The sequence below is a fragment of the Streptomyces griseorubiginosus genome (assembly GCF_017614965.1).
GTDB lineage: Bacteria > Actinomycetota > Actinomycetes > Streptomycetales > Streptomycetaceae > Streptomyces > Streptomyces griseorubiginosus_B.
The window spans coordinates 1-14,773 of record NZ_WVUG01000222.1; the positions used below are offsets into that span (position 1 = coordinate 1).

A 14,773-nucleotide genomic window follows, 5' to 3' on the forward strand; every position below is an offset into this window, starting at 1 on the left:
CCCGCGCACCGCCCTCTGGCGCATCGCCGCCGGCCCCCTGTCCGGCTGCCGTACGTCCCGGCCTGCCTCCGGGCGTACCACTGGGCCCGCGCTCGGTGGTCCGGCCGCCGCCCGCTTGCCGTGCCGCCCTGTCACCGGCGCCCGTCGTGGTCGCCGCTCCTCCCGACCTTCCGCCTCCTCCACCCATCGCGCCGCCCCCGTCCATCAGCCGTGCCCGCTCCAGCAGCCGCGTCGCTGCCGACGTCGCCGGGGTCAGTACGTTCGGGGAGCGCAGTCTGACGAGCAGGGCCAGGGACTGGGACGCCACTCCCCACGGCACCGTGCACAGGGCCGTCGCCCCCGGCACCGTGCGTACCGACGGTGCGTCGTCCGGGTCGGCGGACGGCCAGGGCGCGATGCAGACCACCGTGTGGTGGCCGTCGGCGCGCGGACCCAGCGCGGTGCGCAGTTCCGCCACCGCCATGTCCCGCTGCCAGTCGCGCTCGGCGACCAGCACCGCCCGCAGCTCCCGGCTCAGATCCGCCCCGTGCTGCGCCTCGTCCGCGAGCAGCGCGCCGATGCGGACGGTCACGTCCATGGCGGCCGCCAGCTGTCCCTCGGTGGGGCCCGGATCGGAGTCCAGCAGCCAGACGTAGCCGAGGACGACCCCGCGATGACGTACGGGGAGGCAGATCCGTCCCCGGTAGACCCCCGCCTCCGGCGTCGGCGGGATGCGGACCGGGCCCGTCGCCCGGGTGATGCCGAAGCCCTCGAACCACGTACGGACGGCGGCCGTGGAGCGCCGGGTGAGGATCGAGCGGGTGCGCACGGGGTCCAGAGCCGACGCGTCCAGCTCGCCCTCGCTGTCGTACGCGCCGAAGGCGATCAGCTCGAAGTCGCGGTTCTCCAGCGTCGCCGGCGCGCCCAGCAGCTCCGAGATCTCATCGACCAGCTCCTGGTAGTCACCGCTCAGGTAATCCGCCGTCACAGGGGCATTCTCCCGCACACGCAGCCCGACTTCATACATCTGTCTGAGATCTGCGGCACGGATGCGTGACAGCTGTCGATGGCCCACGATCGGGGGGAACCTTAGGTTCACGGTGGTTCTATCTGCTGGTTTGTGGAGGTGCCCCGTGCTGGGTCCCGTGATTCTTGCCGCGTCGCGCAGCGACCGGATGCGACGTCTGATCTCGGCGGCCCCGGTGACCAAGCAGGTCGTCGAGCGCTTCATCCCGGGCGAGACGGTCGACGAGATCGTGCCGATCGTCCGTGATCTCACGTCCAGGGGTCTGGAGCTGACCATGGACGTCGTCGGCGAGGACATCACCCGGCCCGAGCAGGCCGCCGCCGCCCGGGACGCCTATCTGACGCTCGTCGACCGGCTGAGGGAGCTGGAGCTCGGCACCCGCGCCGAGATGTCCGTGAAGCTGTCGATGTTCGGGCAGGCCCTGGAGAACGGCCACGAACTGGCCCTGGCCAACGTCCGGCCCGTCGTCGAGGCCGCCGCCGCCATCGGGACGACCGTCACGCTCGACGCCGAGGACCACACCACCCTCGACTCGATGTTCGCCATCCACGAGGAGCTGCGGAAGGACTTCCCGCAGACCGGCTGCGTGATCCAGGCCTACCTCTTCCGCACCGAGGCCGACGCCCGCCGTCTCGCCGCGGCCGGCAGCCGGGTGCGGCTGGTCAAGGGGGCGTACAAGGAACCCGCCGAGGTCGCGTACCAGCAGAAGCACGAGATCGACAAGGCGTACGTGCGGATCCTGAAGATCCTCATGGAGGGCGAGGGGTACCCGATGATCGGCTCCCACGACCCGCGCCTGATCGCCATCGCCCAGGAACTCGCCCACCGCGCCGGCCGCAAGCGGGACGAGTACGAGTTCCAGATGCTGTACGGCATCCGGAGCGACGAGCACCTGCGCCTCGCCGCCGAGGGCCACCGCATGCGCGTCTACACCGCCTACGGCACCGACTGGTACGGCTACTTCATGCGTCGCCTCGCCGAGAAGCCGGCGAACCTGCGGTTCTTCGTCCGCAGCATGGTCAGCACGGGCTGAGCCCCGCCCCCGCTCGCAACACCCGCTCAACATCAAGGAGTTACGGATCTCATGGACGCTGTGACCCAGGTCCCCACCCCCGTCAACGAGCCGGTGCACGGCTACGCCCCCGGTACGCCCGAGCGGGCCCGGCTGGAGGCCAGGCTCAAGGAGCTGGCCGAGAACCCGATCGAGCTGCCCATGACCATCGGCGGCGAGAAGCGGCTCGGCGGCGGTGAGCGCTTCGAGGTCGTGCAGCCGCACAACCACAAGGCCGTCATCGGCACCGGCGCACACGCCACCCAGCAGGACGCGCGGGACGCCATCGACGCGGCCCTCGCCGCCGCCCCGGCCTGGCGCGCGATGTCCTTCGACGACCGCGCCGCGATCATCCTCCGCGCCGCCGAACTCCTCGCCGGCCCCTGGCGCGAGACCATCGCCGCGTCCACCATGCTCGGCCAGTCCAAGACCGCCCAGCAGGCCGAGATCGACACCCCCTGCGAGCTGGTCGACTTCTGGCGCTTCAACGTCCACTACGCCCGGCAGATCCTCGCCGAGCAGCCCCCGGCCAACTCCCCGGGCGTCTGGAACCGGCTGGACCACCGTCCGCTGGAGGGCTTCGTCTACGCGATCACGCCCTTCAACTTCAGCGCGATCGCTGGCAATCTCCCCACCGCCCCGGCCCTGATGGGCAACGTCGTCGTCTGGAAGCCGTCCCCGACCCAGACCCACGCCGCCGTGCTGCTCATGCGGCTGCTGGAGGAGGCGGGCCTGCCGAAGGGTGTCATCAACCTCGTCACCGGCGACGGCATCGAGGTCTCCAAGGTCGCCCTCGAGCACCGCGACCTGGCCGGCATCCACTTCACCGGGTCCACCAAGACCTTCCAGTACCTGTGGAAGACGGTCGGCAACAACATCGAGAAGTACCGCTCGTACCCGCGTCTGGTCGGCGAGACCGGCGGCAAGGACTTCCTGGTCGCCCACCCGAGCGCCGACCGCGCGGTCCTCAAGACCGCCCTCACCCGCGGTGCCTTCGAGTACCAGGGCCAGAAGTGCAGCGCGACCTCCCGCGCCTACATCCCGGCCTCCATCTGGAACTCGGGGTTCAAGGAGGAGTTCGCCGCCGAGGTCGACGGGCTGACCATGGGTGACGTCACCGATCTGTCCCACTTCATCGGCGCCGTCATCGACGAGCGCGCGTTCGAGAAGAACAAGGCGGCCATCGACCGCGCGAAGTCCGACCCGGCGTGCACGATCGTCGCGGGCGGCACCTACGACGACTCGGTGGGCTGGTTCGTCCGGCCGACGGTCGTCGAGTGCGACGACCCGGAGAACGAGGTGTTCCGCACCGAGTACTTCGGCCCGTTCCTCGCCGTGCACGTCTACGAGGACGACCGGTACGAGGAGATGCTGACCCAGATGGAGTCGGTCTCCGACTACGCGCTCACCGGCTCGGTCATCTCCAACGACCGTGCGGCGGCGGCGTACACGATGGACAAGCTCCGCTACGCGGCCGGCAACTTCTACATCAACGACAAGTCGACCGGCGCCGTCGTCGGCCAGCAGCCCTTCGGCGGCGGCCGCGCCTCCGGCACCAACGACAAGGCCGGCGCCCCGCAGAACCTGCTGCGCTGGACCCTGACCCGCGCCATCAAGGAGACGCTGGTCCCGCCGACCGACTATACCTACCCGCACATGGGCTGAGCTCCCGCGGGAGCCGAACCGGGCCGGGTCTGTCATGGATCCGGCCCGTTCGGCACACTGGCGGTCATGGAGACCGTGATCACGGACGACGGTGTACGGCTGTGGGCGGCGAGGTCGGGGCCGGGGGACCCGTTGGTGCTGTGTCACGGCGGCCCCGGGCTGTGGGACATGTTCGATGACCTGGCGGACCTGCTGACCGACGTCACCCCCGTCGTCCACTGGGACCAGCGCGGCTGCGGACGCTCGCAGCGGGTCGCCGGCCCCTGGACCACCGACCGCTTCACAGCCGATCTGGACGCCGTACGACGGCACTTCGGCCTGGAGCGGATGGCGCTGCTCGGCCATTCCTGGGGCGCGCAACTGGCGTTGAGCTACGCCCTGTCCCGTCCGGAGCGGGTGAGCGCGCTGGTGTACGTGTCCGGCACCGGCATCGTCCCCACGACGGACTGGCACGACGACTACGAGCGGGGCCTCCTCGCCCGGCTCGGCGAGCACCCCGAACGGCTCGCCCGCTGGCGGGAGTTGCCCCGCGAGAACCGGGAACGGGCGGTACTCCAGTGGTCCGTCGAGTTCCAGGACCGCGAGCGGGCCCTGGTCCACGCCGAGCGGATGGCGGATCCCTGGTTCGGTATCGCCGTCGAGTGCGGCAGCGCGTTGAACGCCGAGACGGAACGGGCCTGGGGCACGCCCGAGTTGTACGACGCCTGCGCGGCCCTCGACCTGCCGGTACTGATCGTCGACGGCGCCGAGGACATCCGGCCGCGCTCGGCGGTGGACTCGCTGGAGCGGGCCCTGCCCCGGGGGCGACGGGTGATCCTCCGGGATGCCGGGCATCTGCCGTGGGTGGAGGACCCCGACGGCTTCCGGGACGCGCTGAAGGCGGTGCTGTGAACGCCGTGGACGGACCGGCCTTCCGCCGTGACCTGTACCGGGGGACCGCCCTCGACTACGACCGCTTCCGCGTGCCGTACCCCGGCGAACTGATCGCCGATCTCGTCCGGCGCGCTGCCGCGGACCCCGGCGGCCGGGCCCTCGACCTCGCCTGCGGAACCGGCCAGATCGCCTTCGCCGTACGGGAGTTCTTCGACGAGGTGTGGGCCGTGGACCAGGAGCCGGACATGATCGAGGTGGTCCGGGAGAAGGCCGCCGGGGCGAGGGAGGTGCGGGCGCTGGTCGCGTCCGCCGAGGAACTGGCTGTCCCAGACGGGGCGTTCGACCTGGTCGCGATCGGCAACGCCTTCCACCGGCTGCCCCGGCACCGGATCGCCGGACTCGCCCACGGCTGGCTGCGACCGGGCGGCCGTCTGGCGCTGCTCTGGTCGGAGAGTCCGTGGCGCGGCGCGCTGCCCTGGCAACGGGACCTGGCCGAGGTGGTCACGCGCTGGATGGACCGGGCCGGCGGGGACGAGCGGATCCCCGCGGGCGCCGAGGAGGAGCGCCGGCGGGTTCCGGACCGGGAGGTGCTGGAGGGGGCGGGGTTCGAGGTCCTCGGCAAGTTCTCCTTCCCGGCCCCGCACACCTGGACCCCCGAGGCGCTCGTCGGGAACGTCTTCTCGACGTCCGTACTGTCCAGGGCGGCCCTCGGCGACCGGGCGCGGCACTTCGAGGCGGACGTGCGGCACGCGCTGAGCCGGCACGCGGGCCTCACCGAGACGATCGACTTCGCGTACGAACTCGGGCGCAGGGCCGCCGGTTAGTCCGACGGCAGGACGAGCACCAGGGCGCCCTTGGTGCGGCCCGCCTCGGCGAGTCTGTGGGCCTTCGCCGCCTCCGTCAGGGGCAGTGCCGCCCCGACGTGGACGCGGACGCGGGTGTCCGCGAGGAGGGCGGCGACCCTGGCGAGCCGCTCGCCCGAGGGCTGGGCCTCGACGAGCGCGAACCGCATCCCCCGCGCCTCGACGTCCTCCGGGGCCAGGCCCAGGTCGCCGGGGACCGCGGAGATCAGCAGGCCGCCCGGGCGGAGAGTGCCGAGCGTGCGGGGGCCGTAGTCGCCGCCGATCAGGTCCAGGGCCACGTGGACGTCGCGCACGGCCTCGGTGAAGTCGGCGGTCGCGGGGTCGACCAGTACGTCGGCGCCCAGGTCGCGCAGGAAGGGGTGCTGCTCGGCGCGGGCGGTGCCGATGACGTAAGCGCCCTCCGCCTTGGCCAGTTGCACCGCGGTGTGGCCCACGCCGCCGGCCGCCGCGTGGATCAGTACCCAGGTGCCCGGCCCGACCCGGGCGATGTCGAGCAGGGCGTGCCAGGCGGTGAGGGCGGCCGTCGGGGCGGCGGCCGCGTGGAGGTGGTCGAGCGTGGCCGGCTTGGGGGCGAGATGGGCGGCGGGCGCGGTGACATGGCCGGCGTAGGCGCCGGCGTCGATCCTGCCGAAGACCGCCTCGCCGGGCCGGAAGCGGGTCACGCCCTCGCCGATCGCCTCCACCACGCCGGAGACGTCGTGGCCCAGGGTGAATGGCGGGTCGCCGTACACGGGGGCCGTTCCGGAGCGCGCCAGCAGGTCGACGGGGTTGACGCCCGCGGCCCGGACCCGTACCAGCACCTCGCCCGGGCCGGGTTCGGGCCGCGGGCGCTCCTCGGCCTCCAGCACCTCGGGCCCCCCGAAACGGCGCTGGGTGATCACCTGCGTGCGGGGCTGCTGTGGTGCCATCGGGTCTCCTCCGGGGCCGTCGCTCCCCTCCATCCTGGCGCCGACCGGCCGGGACGGACACCTCGGGTGACATCGCAGGTCAGCGGGGTGTGACCCGATCCGCCGTCTCAGATAGTAGGAAGTCCGAGTAATTGTGGAGACAGACCGGGTCTCCTCACCTAACTTTGTAGAAGCCGAACGTCTCGCTCGACCAAGCGAATGGCGGTCGTGAGCGCGCCCCGTGCAGGCAACCCCTGCGGCTGCGCTCCCCGCCCAACCGGCGTCTCGTAACCCCTTTTCCGCACTCCCTGATGTCGAAGGAGTCGATTCCTCATGGCCGAGACGACCGCACGCCGCCGAGTCCGTCACATTTCCCGTACGAGCGAGTCCGACCGCAAGAACGCCGCAGCCGCCCTCCAGCGTGCCCTGGACCGCAGGGACAACGGCGGTTCGACCGGTCACTGAACGGAAATACCCCTGATACCGGGAGCCGCACCCGCATGAGGTGCGGCGCGGGCTCATGCTCCGCGCCGCACCTCGAAGTGATCGATGCGCTCACCGCTCTGCGCCAGCGCCGACACCCTGAGCACCGGCCGCGCGCCGCTCTCCGCCTCCACGGACAGCAGCGAGAAGCCCCGGTAGCGCACCCGGGACCACTCCACGGTCTCGGGCTGCTCCGCGTGGGACTTCGTCCACCGGAACGAGGGCACCGAGTCGTGCCGCGTCACATGGCCCTCGTAGCTCTCCTTCACCCCGGACGGGAAGCCGTACAGATCCCGGCCGCCGCCGCCCGCCGTGACGTACACGGTCCCGTCCTTCGTCGGGTCCGTCGCCCCGCCGATCGGGACCGCCCTGCCCACCCCGCCGTCGCGGACCGCGTCCGTCCGCTCGTACACGTGGTTGTGACCGTTGATCACCAGGTCCACCTGGTGCTTGGCGAACAGCGGCAGCCACTCGGCGCGCACCCCGCCGTCGGAGGCGTGCGCGGACGTCGAGTAGGCGCAGTGGTGGAAGAAGACGACGACGAAGTCCACGTCCTTCGCCGAGCGCAGCGCCCCCAGCCTGTCGTCCAGCCACCTCGTCTGCTTCCCGCCCGTGTAGCCGAAGTTGGCGGGGATCTCGTACGACACGTCGTTCGCGTCCAGCGCCACGAAGCCGACGTTGCCGTAGGTGAACGCGTACACCCCCGGCGCCGTCCGCGCGTCGAAGCCGCTGTCGGGGAGGGACCAGCGGGCGAGCTGGCCGCCGTAGCCGTCCGGTGAGTACCAGGCCTCCATGTCGTGGTTGCCGGTCGTCACCATCCAGGGGACCGTTCGCGCGACCGGCTCGTTCTGCTTGAGGAACAGGTCCCAGTAGGCGGGGTCGTAGCCGTCCGACTTCTCTCCCCGGCCGTTGGTGTCGGCGTAGCAGATGTCGCCGGCGTGGAGGTGGAAGGCGGGCTTCCGCTCCAGCAGGACATGGTCGTTGCCGGCCGCGGCCTGGCTGACGCCCTGGTCGCCGAAGGCCGTGAAGACGAACCTCTCGGGGCCGGCGGGGGCCGTGCGGAAGCTCGCGATGGTCCTGCGGTGGGCGGGGGCGGCCGGGTCGAAGCCCTCGTGACCGACGCCGTAGTAGTAGGTCGTCCCGGGGCGCAGGCCGTCCAGGGCCGCGTGCAGGTAGTACTGCTGCAGCGCCGGGCGCACGCCCGTGACGCCGGGGGTGTGCAGACCGCGGACCTCGGCCGTGATCCGCCGGCTCAGGTCGTCGGGCCTGAGGCCGATGCGCACGAACGGCTTGCGCACCGCGAGCGGTACCTGCCAGGACACCCGCATCTGTGTCTTCGGGTCGGCGCCGAAGGCGAGGTGGCGGCCGAAGGGGGAGACGACGGAGCCGTGCACCGCGGAGGCGGAGGGCGACGGGGTCGCCGTGCCCCGCGCACCCGTGCCGCCGCCACCGCAGCCCGCGAGCAGTCCGCCCGCGGCCACCGCGCCGGCCGTCACCAGTGTGCGGCGGGGCATCAGCCTCGTCCGCAGGTACTCGTGCTGCTCGGCCATGCTCATCCGGCGCGCGAGCCGCGGCGGGATGCCGACATCGGGTGTGTCCATGAGAACGACCCTTCCCGGCGAATCCCAACGGCCGCCATAGGTAAGGGTGAACGTGCGGTGACGCGTTGACGCCCCGACCCGCCCCGATGTCCGCATGACGGACAGCCCATGTCATCCCATGGGACGAGGAGTAGGGTGCCGACATGTCTCGCAGCATCAATCTCGCAGTGATCCCCGGTGACGGCATCGGCCAGGAGGTCGTGGCGGAAGGTCTGAGGGTCCTCTCCGCCGTCCTTCCGCAGGATGTGAAGCTGGAGACCCAGGACTACGACTTCGGCGCCCGGCGCTACCACGCCACCGGTGAGACCCTCACCGACGCCGACCTCGACTCGCTCAAGAAGCACGACGCGATCCTGCTGGGCGCCATCGGCGACCCCTCGGTCCCGTCCGGCGTGCTGGAGCGCGGCTTCCTGCTCAAGCTCCGCTTCGCCTTCGACCACCACGTCAACCTGCGGCCGTCGAAGCTGCTCCCGGGCGTCGACACGCCGTTGAAGGGCGAGCCCGCCATCGACTTCGTGGTCGTCCGCGAGGGCACCGAGGGCCCCTACACCGGCAACGGCGGCACCATCCGCAAGGGCACCGAGCACGAGGTCGCCACCGAGGTCTCCGTGAACACGGCCTTCGGCGTGGAGCGGGTCGTCCGGGACGCCTTCGCCCGCGCGCAGGCCCGTCCGCGCAAGAAGCTCACGCTGGTCCACAAGAACAACGTGCTGACCTTCGCCGGACACCTGTGGACGAACACCTTCAACAAGGTGGCCCAGGAGTTCCCCGAGGTCACCACCGACTACATCCACGTCGACGCGGCGACGATCTACCTCGTCACCGACCCGGCCCGCTTCGACGTGATCGTCACCGACAACCTCTTCGGCGACATCATCACCGACCTCGCCGCGGCCGTCTCCGGCGGCATCGGCGTGGCCGCCTCCGGCAACATCAACCCGTCCGGAGAGTTCCCGTCGATGTTCGAGCCGGTCCACGGCTCCGCGCCCGACATCGCCGGCCAGGGCAAGGCCGACCCCACCGCCACGGTCCTGTCCGTCGCCCTGCTCCTGCGTCACCTCGGCTACGAGGCCGAGGCCGCCCGCATCGACGAGGCGGTCTCCGCCGACCTCGCCGAGCGCAGCGGCAAGCCCGCCCGCTCCACGTCGGAGATCGGCGACGCGCTGGCCGTACGAGTAGCCGGCTGACCCCGCCGCCACTCGAAACCTTTCGAAGCCGCCGGGTCTCTCAGCACCCGGCGGCTTTTCCCATGCCCCCGCCGGATGCCACCATCATCCCCTGGGCCGCATTTCACGCCGTTTCGTCCACGGACCCCCGCTTGAGATAATCGAACGCGGAGCCGCGGAATGAGGGAATGCTCGGACGTCCTAGCACTGGCCACTGACAGTCACAGGCGTGAGCGCGGCCCGTCACTACACAACCGGTGAAGGACAACCACTGATGACGACGCCCACGATCGAGCTCAAGCCCTCCGCCAGCCCGCTCTCCACCGCCGAGCGCGAGGCGATCCTGGCGAACCCCGGGTTCGGCCGCCACTTCACCGACCACATGGTGACGATCAAGTGGACCGAGGGCCGCGGCTGGCACGACGGCCAGCTCGTCCCGTACGCCCCGATCTCCCTCGACCCGGCCACCATGGTCCTGCACTACGCGCAGGAGATCTTCGAGGGCCTCAAGGCCTACCGCCAGCCCGACGGCTCGGTCGCCACCTTCCGTCCGGAGAAGAACGCCGAGCGCTTCCAGCGCTCCGCGCACCGCCTCGGCATGCCCGAGCTGCCCGTCGAGACCTTCATCGAGGCGTGTGACGCGCTGGTCCAGCAGGACAAGGCGTGGGTGCCCGCGCACGGCGGCGAGGAGTCCCTCTACCTGCGCCCGTTCATGATCGCGACCGAGGTCGGCCTGGGCGTGAAGCCCGCCAACGAGTACCTCTTCCTGGTCATCGCCTCTCCCGCCGGCGCGTACTTCCCGGGTGGCGTGAAGCCGGTCTCCATCTGGCTCTCCGAGGACCGCGTCCGCGCCGTCCCCGGCGGCATGGGCGACGCCAAGACCGGCGGCAACTACGCGGCCTCCCTGCTCGCCCAGGCCGAGGCCGCCGCCAAGGGCTGCGACCAGGTCTGCTACCTCGACGCGGTCGAGCACAAGTGGGTCGAGGAGCTCGGCGGCATGAACCTGTACTTCGTGTACGGGGACAGGATCGTCACCCCGTCGCTGACCGGCTCCATCCTGGAGGGCGTCACCCGCGACTCCCTGCTCACCGTCGCCCGCGACCTCGGCTACGCGTCCGAGGAGGGCCGCGTCTCCATCGACCAGTGGCAGACCGACGCCGAGAACGGCACCCTCACCGAGGTCTTCGCCTGCGGTACGGCGGCCGTCATCACCCCCGTCGGCACGGTCAAGCGCGCGAGCGCCGAGTGGCAGCAGGCGGGCGGCGAGCCCGGCGAGGTCACCATGAAGCTGCGCGAGGCGCTGCTCGACATCCAGCGGGGCACGTCCGAGGACAAGCACGGCTGGATGCACCGGCTCGGCTAGCCGGACCGCCGGTCGGAGACCGGCTCCCGGTCCGGGGTGCGGTGCCTTCCCCGTGCGGCGTTCGCCGGTTCCGCACGGCACGGGGAAGGTGCCCCCTTATTTGAGTGACGCTCAATGTGATGCCTCCTCTGATGCTCGCCAAGCGTTCCTATGGAGAGGTTCTTCATTTAGAGTGCCGTTCAAAGGAGGACGGCACCATGAGACTCACCCCCACGGAACGCGACCGGCTGCTGCTCTTCGGGGCCGCCGAGCTGGCCCGGGCCAGAAGGGCCCGCGGACTCAGGCTCAACGTGCCGGAGGCGACCGCGCTCATCGCGGACACCGTGTGCGAGGCCGCCCGGGACGGAAAACGGCTCGCGGAGGCGATCGAGGCGGCGCGCGGCGTGCTCGGCCCCGACGACGTCCTGCCCGGCGTCGCCGACGTCGTCACGGAGGTGCATGTCGAGGCCGTCTTCGACGACGGTTCTCGACTGGCCGTGGTGAGCGACCCGATCGGCGGCGGACTGGGTGCGGACGCGCCGGGCGCCCTGCTGCCGGGGCCCGCGCACACCGACCCCGAGGCGGTCGTACGGCTCACCGTCACCAACACCGCGACCGTGCCGGTCTCGGTCACCTCCCACTTCCACTTCTTCGAGGCCAACCCGCGCCTGGACTTCGCACGCGCCGAGACCTACGGCATGCGGCTCGCCGTCCCCGCCGGGTCGTCGGTGCGGTTCGGTCCGGGGGAGTCGCTGGAGGTCGGCCTGGTGCCGATCGGCGGCGCCCGGGTCGCCGTCGGCTTCGCCGGGCTCGTCGACGGGCCCCTGGACGCGCCCGGCGCCCGCGAGGAGGCGCTGCGCCGCGCCGCCGCCTGCGGCTATCTGGGCGTGCCGGGGGCGAGGGACGACTCCGGCGGGCCGCAGACCGGTGTGACGGACGCGTCCGGTGACGAGGAGGTCGTGCGATGAGCCGCCCCGGAGGCCACCCCGCCGAGGCCCGCCGTCTCACCCCGTACGAGTACGCGGCCACCCACGGTCCCCGGGCCGGCGACCGCATCCGGCTCGGCGACTCGGGGCTGACGATCCGGGTCGAGTCCGACTCCCAGCGCCACGGCGACGAGTTCCTCGCCGGCTTCGGGAAGACCGCCCGCGACGGACTGCACCTCAGGGCCGCCGCCGTCCGGGAGACCTGTGACGTCGTCATCAGCAACGTCGTCGTGATCGACGCGGTGCTCGGCATCCGGAAGGTGTCCATCGGGATCCGGGAGGGACGGATCTCGGCCATCGGCCGGGCCGGGAACCCCGACACCCTCGACGGGGTCGACGTCGTGGTCGGCACGGGGACGTCGATCGTGTCCGGCGAGGGGCTGATCGCCACCGCCGGGGCCGTGGACACCCATGTCCATCTGCTGTCGCCGCGCGTCATGGAGGCCTCGCTCGCCTCCGGCGTCACCACGATCATCGGCCAGGAGTTCGGTCCGGTCTGGGGCGTCGGCGTCAACTCGCCGTGGGCACTGCGGCACGCGTTCAGCGCCTTCGACGCCTGGCCGGTCAACATCGGCTTCCTCGGCCGGGGTTCGTCCTCCCACCCGGCGCCCCTGGTCGAGGCGCTGGCCGAGGGCGGGGCGAGCGGCTTCAAGGTGCACGAGGACATGGGCGCCCACACCCGTGCGCTGGACACCGCGTTGCGCGTGGCCGAGGAACACGACGTGCAAGTCGCCCTGCACAGCGACGGTTTGAACGAGTGCCTGTCGGTCGAGGACACCCTGCGGGTGCTGGAGGGCCGCACCGTCCACGCCTTCCACATCGAGGGCTGCGGCGGCGGACACGTCCCGAACGTCCTGAAGATGGCCGGCGTCCCGAACGTCATCGGTTCCTCCACCAACCCCACCCTGCCCTTCGGCCGGGACGCCGTCGCCGAGCACTACGGAATGATCGTCTCCGTCCACGACCTCAAGCCCGACCTGCCGGGCGACGCGGCGATGGCCCGTGACCGCATCCGCGCCGGGACCATGGGCGCCGAGGACGTGCTGCACGACCTGGGCGCGATCGGCATCACCTCCTCCGACGCGCAGGGCATGGGCCGGGCCGGCGAGACCGTGCGCCGCACCTTCGCCATGGCCGGGAAGATGAAGGCCGAGTTCGGCGCGCCCGAGGAGCACGACAACGAGCGCGTCCTGCGCTACATCGCCAAGCTGACCGTCAACCCGGCCGTCGCGCACGGGCTTTCGCACGAGGTCGGCTCGATCGAGGTGGGCAAGCTGGCCGACATCGTGCTGTGGCGCCCGGAGTACTTCGGCGCCAAGCCGCAGCTCGTGCTGAAGTCCGGCTTCCCCGCGTACGGCGTCGTCGGCGACCCCGGCGCGGCCACCGACACCTGCGAACCGCTCGTCCTGGGACCGCAGTTCGGCGCGCACGGCGCCACCCCCGCCGACATCTCCGTGGCGTTCGTCGCGCGGGCCGCCCTCGACCAGGGCAACGACCGTATGCCGACCCGGCGGCGCAGAGTCGCCGTCCGCGGCACCCGCGGCATCGGACCCGCCGACCTGCGCCGCAACTCCCGTACCGGAGCGGTGGAGGTGGACCAGCGCACCGGGCTCGTCAGCCTCGACGGAGAGCCGATCCGCTCCGGACCGGCCGACTCGGTCTCCCTCAACCGCCTCTACTTCCTCTAAGGACCACCGATGACCGCTGCCGCCGACGGCTTCCGCATGCCTGCCGAATGGGCCCCGCACCAGCGCACCTGGATGGCGTGGCCGGGTCCCAACCCGACCTTCGACGACCCGGACGACCTCATCGCCTCCCGCATGGCCTGGGCCTCCGTGGCCCGCGCGATCCTCCGGTTCGAACCGGTGACGGTCGTGTGCGGCCCCGGTCAGTCGGCGGCGGCGCAGGCGCTGCTGGGCCCCGGCGTCGACACCGTGGAGCGCGATCTCGACGACGCCTGGATGCGGGACATCGGGCCGACCTTCCTCACCGACGGGCGTGAACTGGCCGCCGTGGACTGGACGTTCAACGGCTGGGGCGCCCAGAGCTGGGCCCGCTGGGAACACGACGCGAAGATCGCCGCGTATGTGGCGGACCTCGCCGGTTCCACCCGGACGTACGCCTCGAAGCTGGTCAACGAGGGCGGCGCCATCCATGTCGACGGCGAGGGCACCGTCCTGCTCACGGAGACGGTCCAGCTCGGTCCGGAGCGCAATCCGGGGTGGACGCGGGAGGAGGTCGAGGCGGAGATCCACGGAATGCTCGGCACCCGCAAGGCGATCTGGCTGCCGCGCGGTCTGACCGGTGACTATCCTCCGCACGGGTTCGGGACCCTCGGGCACGTCGACATCGTGGCCGCCTTCGCCCGTCCCGGTGTCGTCCTCGCGCACCACCAGCCGGACCCCGCGCACCCCGACCACGAGGTCACCAAGGAGGTCATCGGGCTGCTCAAGGCCGAGACCGACGCGCGCGGGCGGCGGCTCGAGGTCGTCGAGGTCCCCGCCCCGACCGTCCTGGAGGCCGACGGCCGCTGGGTCGACTACTCCTACATCAACCACTACCTCTGCAACGGCGGCGTCGTGCTCTGCGGCTTCGACGACCCGCGCGACGAGATCGCGGCCGGCATCTTCCGGCGCCTCTTCCCCGAGCGCACGGTGACCCTGGTGGACGCCCGGACGATCTTCGCCGGCGGCGGCGGCATCCACTGCGTCACCCAGCAGCAGCCGCGCGTGGGCGTCCGGTAGAACGTACGGGTGAACGTGCTGATCCGCGCCGCCTGGCCCTACGAGACCCGCCTCCTGTCCGGCGCCGTCAGGATGGTCGCCGTATGAGCCCGCCCCGGCGCACCCC

The 14,773-nt window shown here is 71.7% G+C and carries 13 protein-coding genes; 10 read left to right on the forward strand and 3 right to left on the reverse strand.

Features of this window, described 5'->3' with window-relative positions:
• Positions 1-1,006, reverse strand: a 1,006-nt coding sequence (locus GRC12_RS31305; RefSeq protein ID WP_244374042.1) for a PucR family transcriptional regulator, incomplete at its 3' end; no start/stop codon positions are given.
• 106 nt (positions 1,007-1,112) lie between these two features.
• On the opposite strand from GRC12_RS31305, the gene GRC12_RS31310 reads away from it, so the two are divergent.
• From GRC12_RS31310 to GRC12_RS31325, 4 genes are all read left to right on the forward strand, one after another.
• Entirely contained in the window at positions 1,113-2,039 is a 927-nt protein-coding gene (locus tag GRC12_RS31310; protein ID WP_208782914.1) for a proline dehydrogenase family protein, read from the forward strand.
• A gap of 51 nt (positions 2,040-2,090) precedes the next feature.
• Entirely contained in the window at positions 2,091-3,722 is a 1,632-nt protein-coding gene (gene pruA, locus GRC12_RS31315; RefSeq protein ID WP_208782915.1) for an L-glutamate gamma-semialdehyde dehydrogenase, read from the forward strand.
• A 66-nt stretch (positions 3,723-3,788) separates the two neighbouring features.
• Complete coding sequence (locus tag GRC12_RS31320) at positions 3,789-4,613, forward strand: alpha/beta fold hydrolase (protein ID WP_208782916.1); 825 nt, start codon at positions 3,789-3,791, stop codon at positions 4,611-4,613.
• Positions 4,610-5,419 carry a class I SAM-dependent methyltransferase gene (locus tag GRC12_RS31325; RefSeq protein ID WP_208782917.1) on the forward strand — a complete coding sequence of 270 codons (810 nt, stop codon included), beginning with the start codon at positions 4,610-4,612 and terminating at the stop codon, positions 5,417-5,419. The genes GRC12_RS31320 and GRC12_RS31325 overlap by 4 nt, the downstream gene beginning before the upstream one ends.
• Here GRC12_RS31325 and GRC12_RS31330 read toward each other — a convergent pair.
• The gene (locus tag GRC12_RS31330) at positions 5,416-6,366 is read right to left on the reverse strand and encodes a quinone oxidoreductase family protein (RefSeq protein ID WP_208782918.1); all 951 of its coding nucleotides are present in this window, start codon (positions 6,364-6,366) and stop codon (positions 5,416-5,418) included. The two genes, GRC12_RS31325 and GRC12_RS31330, sit on opposite strands and share 4 nt — an antisense overlap.
• Positions 6,367-6,678: 312 nt before the next feature.
• Between GRC12_RS31330 and GRC12_RS46510 the strand changes: the two genes are divergently transcribed.
• Positions 6,679-6,810 carry a hypothetical protein gene (locus GRC12_RS46510; protein WP_107056436.1) on the forward strand — a complete coding sequence of 44 codons (132 nt, stop codon included), beginning with the start codon at positions 6,679-6,681 and terminating at the stop codon, positions 6,808-6,810.
• A 53-nt stretch (positions 6,811-6,863) separates the two neighbouring features.
• On the opposite strand, the gene GRC12_RS31335 is transcribed toward GRC12_RS46510, so the two are convergent.
• Positions 6,864-8,429 carry a purple acid phosphatase family protein gene (locus GRC12_RS31335; protein WP_208782919.1) on the reverse strand — a complete coding sequence of 522 codons (1,566 nt, stop codon included), beginning with the start codon at positions 8,427-8,429 and terminating at the stop codon, positions 6,864-6,866.
• 143 nt (positions 8,430-8,572) lie between these two features.
• Between GRC12_RS31335 and GRC12_RS31340 the strand changes: the two genes are divergently transcribed.
• From GRC12_RS31340 to GRC12_RS31360, 5 genes are all read left to right on the forward strand, one after another.
• Positions 8,573-9,616, forward strand: coding sequence for a 3-isopropylmalate dehydrogenase (locus GRC12_RS31340; RefSeq protein WP_208782920.1), 1,044 nt, complete (start codon positions 8,573-8,575; stop codon positions 9,614-9,616).
• Between the two features lie 253 nt (positions 9,617-9,869).
• Positions 9,870-10,958: a branched-chain amino acid aminotransferase gene (locus GRC12_RS31345; protein ID WP_208782921.1), complete on the forward strand. Its 1,089-nt coding sequence runs from the start codon at positions 9,870-9,872 to the stop codon at positions 10,956-10,958.
• Positions 10,959-11,155: 197 nt separating this feature from the next.
• Positions 11,156-11,905 carry an urease subunit gamma gene (gene ureA, locus GRC12_RS31350; protein ID WP_208782922.1) on the forward strand — a complete coding sequence of 250 codons (750 nt, stop codon included), beginning with the start codon at positions 11,156-11,158 and terminating at the stop codon, positions 11,903-11,905.
• Positions 11,902-13,611 carry an urease subunit alpha gene (locus tag GRC12_RS31355; RefSeq protein WP_208782923.1) on the forward strand — a complete coding sequence of 570 codons (1,710 nt, stop codon included), beginning with the start codon at positions 11,902-11,904 and terminating at the stop codon, positions 13,609-13,611. The genes ureA and GRC12_RS31355 overlap by 4 nt, the downstream gene beginning before the upstream one ends.
• A 9-nt stretch (positions 13,612-13,620) precedes the next feature.
• Positions 13,621-14,667, forward strand: coding sequence for an agmatine deiminase family protein (locus tag GRC12_RS31360; protein WP_208782924.1), 1,047 nt, complete (start codon positions 13,621-13,623; stop codon positions 14,665-14,667).
• Positions 14,668-14,773 lie beyond the last annotated feature (106 nt).